Genomic DNA, 9658 nt, shown 5'->3' on the forward strand with positions numbered 1-9658 from the left:
ACACAAAACGCTGGTGGAGCCGCCTTTTCTAACGCCCATCGCCCGCTCTGTTGCCCGGACGCCGCAGAACGGGAGTGAGGTCGGCTAATGTTGCCGAAGGAACAGGAGAATGATGGACAAGAAGATCTATGTGCCAGAGAGCGCGACCGAGCCTCTCGCCTCACTTCTCAACACTCTCCGGCTCGAGCGGCTGGGAGATGGGCACTACCGCGGCAACGACAACCTCCCCCAGCTGTCGAACCGCGTGTATGGAGGCCAGGTGCTCGCGCAGGCTGTCGTGGCCGCGGCTGACACGATCGACAACTGCGAAGAAAACCCGATCCATTCGAAGACTGCCGCGTTCCTTGCGCCGGGTGACATCGCCAAGCCGATCGACTTCGAGGTTGAGATCATCAACGACGGCCGGTCATTCTCGAGCCGTCTCGTCCACGCCCGTCAGGACGGGCGCATCATCTTCACTGCGCGCGACTCATTCCAGCGCCGCCAGCCGGGCCTCGAGCATGAGGACACCGCGCCTGACGTGCCTGGACCGGAGAACTTCCCATCATCAGTCGACCTCTTCGCCTCGGTCGACCATCCCGCGGCTCGCCTCATGTCCTCGACCAACGCCCTCGACCTGAGGCACGTCGATGGTCAGCTTTATCTTCGTCCGCCAAAGAATGTCCATCCCACAACTCACGTGTGGTTCAAGACGCGCTCGCCCATGCCGACAGGAATTTGCGAGACGCTCAGCCGGGCCGTTCTCGCTTACGCCGCCGACCAGTTCATGATCGAGCCGATTCTTAGCGCTCACGGACTATCGTGGACCAGTCAAGGCCTCTCTGCAGCGACCCTCGATCACACGACGTGGTGGCACAGGGATGTCGACCCGTCCTCGTGGATCCTCGCCGAGCTCCACAGCCCATCCGCCCAGGCTGGCCGCGGCTTGACCTTGGCGAAGTTCTTCCAGGACGGCAGGCTGGTCGCAACCATGGCTCAGGAGGCGATGGTCCGCTCTCGCTCCGTCGGGTGACCTGATGGTAGCGAAGAGGTGCCAACTCTTCGAGTTGGCACCTCCCTTATCTGACGACGTTTAGTCGCGAGTGAGCTTCCGGTAGGTCACCGAGCTCGGTCGAGCGGCCTCGGCCCCGAGACGCTCAACCTTGTTCTTCTCATACGAGTCGAAGTTTCCCTCGAACCAGTACCAGTTCGCCGGATCCTCTGCCGTGCCTTCGTACGCGAGGATGTGTGTGGCGACGCGGTCAAGGAACCAGCGATCGTGGGTGACGACCACGGCACAGCCCGGGAAGTCGAGTAGCGCGTTTTCGAGCGAACCGAGCGTCTCGACATCGAGGTCGTTCGTCGGCTCATCGAGGAGCAGGAGGTTGCCGCCCTGCTTGAGTGTGAGAGCAAGGTTGAGGCGGTTCCGCTCGCCACCAGACAGGACGCCGGCAGGCTTCTGCTGGTCAGCTCCCTTGAAACCGAACGCGGACACATACGCGCGTGACGGCATCTCGACGTTGCCGACCTGGATGTAGTCAAGGCCGTCGGAGACAACCTCCCACAGCGACTTGTCGGGGTCGATTCCCTCACGGGACTGGTCGACGTAGGAGATCTTCACGGTGTCGCCGATTTTCAGATCGCCGCTGTCGAGCGGCTCGAGACCGACAATTGTCTTGAACAGGGTCGTCTTACCAACACCGTTCGGACCGATGACGCCGACGATGCCGTTACGGGGAAGCGAGAACGACAAGCCGTCGATGAGAACGCGCTCACCAAAACCCTTCTTCAGGTCCTCCGCCTCGATAACGAGGCTTCCCAGCCGTGGACCCGGCGGGATCTGGATCTCTTCGAAGTCGAGCTTCCTCGTCTTCTCAGCTTCGGCCGCCATCTCCTCATAGCGCTCAAGACGCGCCTTCGACTTCGCCTGGCGACCCTTCGCCGAGGAACGCACCCAGTCGAGCTCGTCCTTCAGGCGCTTTTGGAGCTTCGCGTCCTTCTTGCCCTGAACCGTCAGGCGCTCCTGCTTCTTCTCAAGGTATGTCGAGTAGTTGCCCTCATACGGATAGAGACGACCGCGGTCGACTTCTGCGATCCACTCAGCGACGTGATCGAGGAAGTAACGATCGTGAGTGACGGCGATGACTGCACCGGGGTACTTCGCCAGGTGCTGCTCCAACCACAGAACCGACTCCGCATCGAGGTGGTTGGTCGGCTCGTCCAGGAGGAGCAGGTCCGGCTGCTCGAGGAGTAGCTTGCACAGCGCCACTCGGCGGCGCTCGCCGCCCGAGAGGTTGGTGACTGGTGAGTCAGCGGGCGGGCACCTCAGCGCATCCATCGCCTGCTGGAGCTGGGAGTCGAGATCCCATGCGTTGGCGGCATCGATCTCGGTCTGGAGCGTGCCCATCTCTTCCATGAGAGCATCGAAGTCGGCGTCGGGGTTTGCCATCTCCTCGCCGATCTCGTTGAAGCGGTTGACCTTGGAGAGGATGTCGGCAACGCCCTCCTGGACGTTGCCGAGCACCGTCTTCTCCTCGTTGAGGGGCGGCTCCTGGAGAAGGATGCCAACCGAATATCCGGGGCTCAGCCGAGCCTCACCATTCGAGGGCGTGTCGAGGCCCGCCATGATCTTGAGGATCGTCGACTTGCCGGCACCATTCGGACCGACCATGCCGATCTTGGCGCCCGGCAAGAACGCCATCGTCACGTCGTCGAGGATGAGCTTGTCACCGATTTTCTTTCGGGCACGAACCATCGAGTAGATGTACTCAGCCACATTTCTCCCTTGTAAACGAAATCTATTCCGACACAAGGTTACAGCAGGTTCAGAACGGGTCCGACTCCTCCTCCACCGGCAGATTCTTTGTGTAAGTGGCGGTACCGCGACCGAGCTCGACACCGACCGAGTCTGCCCTAATTATGAGGTCCTTCCTCATCTGGGTCGGGTCGTCCTTGAGTTGATAGGTGTCCGTCTCAAGCCTTCCTCGGACCAGTAACGGAGTGCCCTTCCGCACTGACACTGCGCAGTTGCGCGCGAGCTCACCGTACGTTCGCACCGTGAACCATTCCGTCACCTGCTCTCGCACATCGCCTGCCCCACGCCAGGGCGTTGACCCGACCCTGAAGTAGGCGTAAGGCTTCTTACCCTCGTTTTCGATAAGAACGGCATCCGCCCCTGCAAAACCCATGACTGACACCGAAATCTCGTTATTCATGTGTCCTCCTTCCCCACAAGGACAACCCATCGCCCGGGCGTGTGGGACATGCGGAAGCCCCTCTCTTGAGGGGCTTCCAGCATCACGTGTCCGGGGACTCAGGCCCCGGCCTTCGCCAAGGCCTGCCTCGTGCGCCTGTGCTGGGTGAGGACAATCTGGGCAGGCTCACCCAGATCGGTGCGAAGCGCCTGAAGGATCTCCCGCTCGACAGCCTGCTCGTAGCGGTCGGCAGCTCGAGCGGCTGCAGACTTCCGCACGGAGCGGGCCATGAAGATCGCCCAGACGCCAGCGAGGATGACAACTCCCGCAACGATCCAGCTTGCCGCCGAGTCAGAGAAAAGTATGGGACTGCCGAATGCGGCGGCGACGCGTGTCCCTATCCCGGCGAGAATGAGTAGGGCGCCGAGCCAGACGAGAATAAGGGAGTTTGTCGACGACGGTTTTGTGACCGGGACGGCCGCGACCGCGTCGGCGATGTCTCTGCGAAGCTTCTCGGGGCCGACGACGGAGTCGTGGACGCCTTTTGCCCACGCAGGTGGCAGATCGCTTGCGACAGAGTCCAGCCAGGTTCCCCGAATTGCCGTCACTGTCGATGTCGCGGGCTGCTCGGGCTTGGCCAGCGCGAACTCGCGCCACGACTCCCCCGATGCTCTCATCGAAGAGCCAACCGCGCCGATCCCCGCCGCGCGAGCAAGCTGCTGAGCAACCGGTTGCAGTGACTCGTCGGAAATCTCGGCCTCGGAATCAGCGACCGAATCCTGGAGGCGCCCGGCGATCGCCGCGATCTCGGCACGTGCGGTCACAGCATTAATCGAGTCACGGCTGACGGCAGATGCGATGTGGATTTTGATCTCGTCGATTCCCTGGTGGTCGAGCGCCGAGGCGGTGATGACCGGAATTCCGTCGAGACCATCATCCGCAAGGACCTTCTTGACGTCTTCGACAATCCGATCGCGCTGATCAAATGGGACCGTGTCGATCTGGTTCAAGACGACGATCATCGAGTCTTTCCTTCGGGCAAGCCCTTGGAGGTAATCAGCATGGAGGCGCTGGTCCGCGTATTTCTGGGGGTCCAGCACCCACATGAGGAGGTCGACAACCGGCATGAGCTGGGAGACCTGGACCGAATGCGAGACTCGGATCGAGTCGTGATCGGGCAGGTCAAGGAGGACGAGGCCCTCGAACTCCGGTTCCTCATCAGTCAGAATGGAGCCCTTGCGGAATCGGCGATCGTCATCGACTCCAAGAAAATCGAGCATAGGCTCAGCCCCATCGCCCCACGCGCAGGCCGCGGCCCGCTCTGTCGTGGGCCGAAGCTCCCCCGAATCCGTAAAATCGAGCCCGGAAATCGCGTTGGCCATCGTCGACTTGCCCGAACCAGTGCCACCGACGAGAGCGACAACCGTGAGGTCCATGCCCAGCTCCATCCGGTGCTTCACCGCCCGGAGGTCATCGGTCGCCCTCGCGAGTCGGAACGGCTCAAGGTAACCGGCGCTCTGTTCAATCGCGCTCTCCAGCGCCTCCCGGCGCGCCTCGACTTCTGCACTGACGTCGTTCATCACTTCTCCCATACCGCATCGACAAGTTCTCTCGCCCGGATTCGGAGGACCGAGCTATCGGGCAACTTCAGATCGTCGATGATGACAACATACGCGGCAACGACCGAGTCGATCGCCTCTTGAGAGCGCTGACGCAACGCTCGTTGCACACGGGCGACACCGCCTTCCGCACCACCCTTCGTCAGAGCTGACTGAACGCCCGGGATGCCGCCTGCTGCCGCACGCAACAGGTCAGCGAGTCCCTGCTGAGAGACCTTCTTCGCGATAGGACCCTTGACGCGGCCCGCGGCGGAGTAGGAATCCCGATGCCAGTCGTCGATCGCTTTCTCGACAGCGGCTGCGATGTCGATGCCGACGCGGATAGCGCTCGTGTCGACATACGACATGGACCAGCCAAAATCTGCCCGGTCACGAGTGTCGATCAGCGCCTGGGTCAGGGCAATTCGTAAAGCGTCATCGATCGCATCGGCAATCTCCGCCGCCGCCCGATCCCTCCTCGCGAGCGTTCGGTTGGGGAAGAGAAGGTCCCGGCCGCCTGCGAGCGAGGACAGCGGGCCGCCAGTGGACGCGAGCGACAGCCACTGCGTTGTAGGGGCACCCGCTGCGAGTCGTCCAACATCGATCGCCGTCATCATCCCTGCAGCCGGCTCGACTCCTGCTTGCGAGGCGGACTCACGGAGGCTCTGCGCTGCATCGCTTTGGGCCGATGCTGCGTCGGCAAGATCGAGAAGCTCCCTGCGGATCGCTGGCATGAGGGCTCGCGAGGTCCGTGCAACGAGCGACTGTGACGCTCGCGTCGAGCGCATAAGTTCAAGCCACGATCGGAGCTCGGCAATGGCCGACGGGTCGAGGAGACCCTCGATCGGACCGGCGTCATCCATGATGAACAGCGGCGACTGGCCCATGCCGGATTCGGCCATGCGCTTCAACAGATCGGTCCGGACGGGCGACTTTGCGCGTTCGGGGACCCGGTTGAGGACAACGGCCGTCGTCATCCCACGGTCGAATGCCTCGGTGAGGGCTGACCATGCGATGTGATCGCCGTAGCGTGCAGCGGTCGTGACGAAAATCCACAGATCTGCGGCATTGAGGAGCTTTTGGGACAAAACCCGGTTCTCATCCTCGATCGAATCCAAATCCGGCGCATCAATGAGGGCGATGCCCGGAATCGCGTTCTCGGTCACAATGACGTCACACATATCGAGCAGCATGGAGTCCGTCATTGCCATGTCATCGTCTGGATGAAACGCGAGAACAGGGGTCTTCGTCGTGGGCCGGATGACAGACGCTTCCGATACGTCTTCGCGAAGGAGCGAGTTGAGGATCGTCGATTTCCCTGCCCCTGATGAACCACCGAAAACGACGATCGCGGGTACCGCGTCCTGGAGAAGGTGCGGCAGAAGTCGTGTCGAGAGCTGGGTTTGGAGTGCACGGTGCGAGTCTGTGAGCTCGTTGATGCCGGGCACTGCTAGAGGAAAGGAGACGTTCTCGAGCGCCTCGAGGGTGTCGACAACGAGGCGGGCAAGTCTGGACGCGGCATAGGAGGAACTCACACCCCTATTCTTATCGCAAAGTCGCTCAGGTTGGTGGACCACTGTATCCTCGTCGGTGCGCTAAGATTTAACGGGCGCAAGCCCATGCCTCCATAGCTCAATGGATAGAGCAACGGCCTTCTAATCCGTAGGTTGCAGGTTCGAGTCCTGCTGGGGGCACCACGTGAGAACCGCCTCGTCCCTTCCAAAGGCGACGGCCGCAGTCCATTTACCCGTCTCAGCACCTCCACACGGCGCGGAGCTCGCACGATCGATGCGACTCAAAGGCACTAAAAAGTAAGACACGCCTACTCACCTGCATCGACCGAGCGTCGGCCAGCCCCCCGGGACGGATCTGACTCTCGATCGATTTCGAACGCGTATATCCGTCGAGCTCAACAGGGACCCGGTCGCGGGCGTTACGAGGAAGGAACAGAGGAGTCCGCATCGACGACAAGCTCACGCTTATGCGCCATGATCGACGTTCTATCGCCCCGGCTTGCCAACCTGTTCGCTAGCGAACAGGTGGCGACCTTTCAATGACCGGTGTCGGCTACTCCTCTGGCCGCCGTTCGTGTCGCTACTGTGATTGCTGGCGAGTCGGTACCGCGACAACGCTGCTACTCGTAGCTCCATCACTCGCCGCTCGCAATCTCGTCCTCACCTTCATCTCCCCTCCCCGACGGGCCCTTGGGGACATCAGGTTTTCCGGCGTCGGGGAGTTCCTCGGCCGGTTCGCTCGGCAGCACGTCGGGATCGGCACAGGTCTCGTTTTCGCCCTCAACCCCGTTGCAGCCGTCAGTGCTCTCATCGGCCGGCGGAACTGTCGGCACAGTGACATCCTCGTCGATCTCTGGATCATCGACGGGGCTATCTCCGTCTCCGTCATCCCCAGCGCCCGGACCTTCGTCAGCCACAAGGGCGAGATAGTCCTGCGGTACCCGTAGCACGTAGAAGTTCTCGGGCGGGTAATTCCCTACCGTCGACCGGATTCCGCCTGTTCGGGCGACGAGGATATCGAGCTGACCGGATCTCTGCCAGCGCGCGATGTCGAAGACCGGTTCCCAGTACCGGAGGGAATCGTCCGTCAAGGCGAGGGAAGACCACCGTTCGCTACCCACGCGCGAGCTGAGCAGAGTAGCCGCGCTTCCGAAGAAGTCCTTGTCGCGAACGATGAGGTGGATAATCGCATCTGAGCCAGAGCCGGTCACGAGGATCTTCGGCCGCCCCATGATCGCAAGTTTGCTGCCGGGAGTGTAATGCGTGAAATCTGTCTGCCTCAGCCCGGTGTTGTGGACCTTCCATTCACCCTCGCTCAGATACATGATCATGTACTGAATCGGTTCATCGGGTTCAGGCCGCCAGTAGGAGACGATATACGGGTTATTCGCTTCATCAACCGCCATCGCCGTCTGGTTCATCAGCTCGCTACCCTGCGGGATAGGGACAATGAGCTCCGCTTGTTCTGCGGTGATCGGCATCGCGTATGGCTCACCCGTCGACTTCTCCCATCTTGTGCCAGTCGCGTCGGTCGACCGTGCGTACATGAAGTCGTGGTTCGTGTAGACGTCAGGAGTTGAGCGCCAGTTCCATGAGACATGGAGGCGGTCCTGCGAGTCGACTGCGGCCTGCCAATACGGGGATTTCCTTTGGCTGAGTCCATCGATGAGGTTCGACTGAACCTGCGTCCATCGCCGCGTGGACGTGTTGTAGTGGTTGACGACGAGATTGCCGTCGCCGGAGAGTCCCGAGCGATACAGCATGAAGAGATTGCCGTTGGACTGCTGATGAAACTCGGGGTACGTGACTCGGTTCTCCTGACGGCCCGTGAGCGGCTCAATCGGACCGAGGAACATCGACCACGGCGCGAGTGATCGCGCATATTGCATCGGCTGCCCGTGCATACCCCACGACACGTGGAGGTAGCCGTCGCCGTCGACAGCGAGAGAAATGGAGTTGTGCCCGTCGAGGACTTGGCCGGAGTACTGGGTGATGTGGCGCTCCCACTCAGTCCCCCGCGTGAGGTTCTTGCGAGCGATGACGAGGTTCGCCTGCGGGTCGTAGTAGGCAACTGTCTGGATCTCATCACCATTATCTGCCCGTGCGGACGTGACGAGCGGTGACTTCGAGAAAGCAGTGGCATTGATGGAGTTCAGTGCCCAGCCAGGACCAATCTCATCGCCCTCTCCAACGGGGAATCCAAGATTGGCGGGCGGCTTTGACGCCGTGTTCCGTTGAATCTCTGGCGGGGCCTTCATTCCGCGGTGCTGGTTGTTTTGGGGAAGGGTCGGCTTTGCATTGTCGTTTCTTCGGACCATGAACGTATCGGTCCCATTCCCATCCCAGTCACCGAGGAATACTTGGTCCCCGCGCCGGCCGTAGTCAAACTCGTAGTCGGCGATGCCGGATGTGAGCGAGTTGCGGACGTAGAACCGAATGCCACGAATGACTGCGAGGCTGTCCTTGCCGTCGTTGTCCCAATCGCCGACAAGGACGCCGTCGGCAGCCCGACCATAGTGGACGACCCTGTCAGCCCAGCCACTCTTGTTCGAATTGACGATGTAGTACGAGTTGCCGCGGCGCACGGTGATCGTGTCGGTGCCGTTTCCGTCCCAGTCCCCGACAACAACAGAATCACCCGCGCGACCATAGTGGATGACATCGGTGCCTGCAGCGCCAAGCAAATCACGACGAAGCTCGAACCTGTTGCCGCGGCGGACCGCGAACGTGTCATATCCATCGCCGTCCCAGTCACCGACGTAGATCGCATCTCCAGGCCGGCCGAAGGTGAACTCGATCGGCACTTCTCCGCCACTGACCGCATTGTTCACAATGAAGCGGTTGCCCCGCCTGACCGCGAGGGTATCGATGCGGTCGCCATTCCAATCGCCGACGAACACCTCGTCCTGGACCCGACCGTAACGGACGACAAGATCGGCGTTCCCTCCCGCCAGTGAATTCTTGAAGTAGTAGGTGTTGCCGGACCCCGGGGCAGCAACCGCCGGGAGGGGACCAGAGAAGACAGGCAACGCCAGGAGGGCGGCTAGCCCCAACAGCAGAAGTCGATTCACAGCGCACCAAGAGCTTTCATTCGCGTTCAGATCATATAGTGGACATCAACGTCCAATCCCGTACCACATTAACGTTAGACGGTCGATCGGACAGAAGAGTTCCGCTTATCGTGACAACATCCACATTGATGTCATTGGGTACACAGTATCCACTGAGACCTTCGAGACGCCTAGCTGTGATGTCCAGGGACGTTGTTATGGGAATCCTGTGTGATCTGTTGAAGGGCGAAGGCCTCCTGTTGTGAAGTGGAGCTGTCTAAGAAACCGCTTCACATACCAGGAGGCCTTCATGGTCCACGCTA

6 protein-coding genes and 1 tRNA gene are annotated in these 9658 nt (G+C 61.0%); 2 read left to right on the top strand and 5 right to left on the bottom strand.

What is annotated here, in order from left to right; genetic code table 11:
* The first annotated feature begins 109 nt into the window (after positions 1 to 109).
* Positions 110 to 1012 carry an acyl-CoA thioesterase gene (locus tag H7E91_RS06290; RefSeq protein ID WP_241698430.1) on the top strand — a complete coding sequence of 301 codons (903 nt, stop codon included), beginning with the start codon at positions 110 to 112 and terminating at the stop codon, positions 1010 to 1012.
* 60 nt (positions 1013 to 1072) lie between these two features.
* On the opposite strand, the gene ettA is transcribed toward H7E91_RS06290, so the two are convergent.
* The 4 genes from ettA to H7E91_RS06310 form a co-directional block, all read right to left on the bottom strand.
* Positions 1073 to 2755: an energy-dependent translational throttle protein EttA gene (gene ettA, locus H7E91_RS06295; RefSeq protein ID WP_182354236.1), complete on the bottom strand. Its 1683-nt coding sequence runs from the start codon at positions 2753 to 2755 to the stop codon at positions 1073 to 1075.
* A 49-nt stretch (positions 2756 to 2804) separates the two neighbouring features.
* Positions 2805 to 3194 (bottom strand): single-stranded DNA-binding protein, encoded by a 390-nt coding sequence (locus H7E91_RS06300; protein WP_182354237.1) that lies wholly within the window; start codon positions 3192 to 3194, stop codon positions 2805 to 2807.
* Between the two features lie 98 nt (positions 3195 to 3292).
* Positions 3293 to 4753, bottom strand: coding sequence for a P-loop NTPase family protein (locus tag H7E91_RS06305; protein ID WP_182354238.1), 1461 nt, complete (start codon positions 4751 to 4753; stop codon positions 3293 to 3295).
* The gene (locus tag H7E91_RS06310; RefSeq protein WP_182354239.1) at positions 4753 to 6306 is read right to left on the bottom strand and encodes a GTPase; all 1554 of its coding nucleotides are present in this window, start codon (positions 6304 to 6306) and stop codon (positions 4753 to 4755) included. The genes H7E91_RS06305 and H7E91_RS06310 overlap by 1 nt, the downstream gene beginning before the upstream one ends.
* 86 nt (positions 6307 to 6392) lie before the next feature.
* Between H7E91_RS06310 and H7E91_RS06315 the strand changes: the two genes are divergently transcribed.
* A tRNA-Arg gene (locus H7E91_RS06315) sits at positions 6393 to 6468 on the top strand.
* Positions 6469 to 6920: 452 nt separating this feature from the next.
* On the opposite strand, the gene H7E91_RS06320 is transcribed toward H7E91_RS06315, so the two are convergent.
* On the bottom strand, positions 6921 to 9356 hold the full coding sequence (locus H7E91_RS06320; RefSeq protein ID WP_182354240.1) for a BNR-4 repeat-containing protein: 2436 nt from the start codon (positions 9354 to 9356) through the stop codon (positions 6921 to 6923).
* Positions 9357 to 9658: the final 302 nt, after the last annotated feature.

It is taken from the genome of Flaviflexus huanghaiensis (assembly GCF_014118685.1).
Classification (GTDB): Bacteria; Actinomycetota; Actinomycetes; order Actinomycetales; family Actinomycetaceae; genus Flaviflexus; species Flaviflexus huanghaiensis.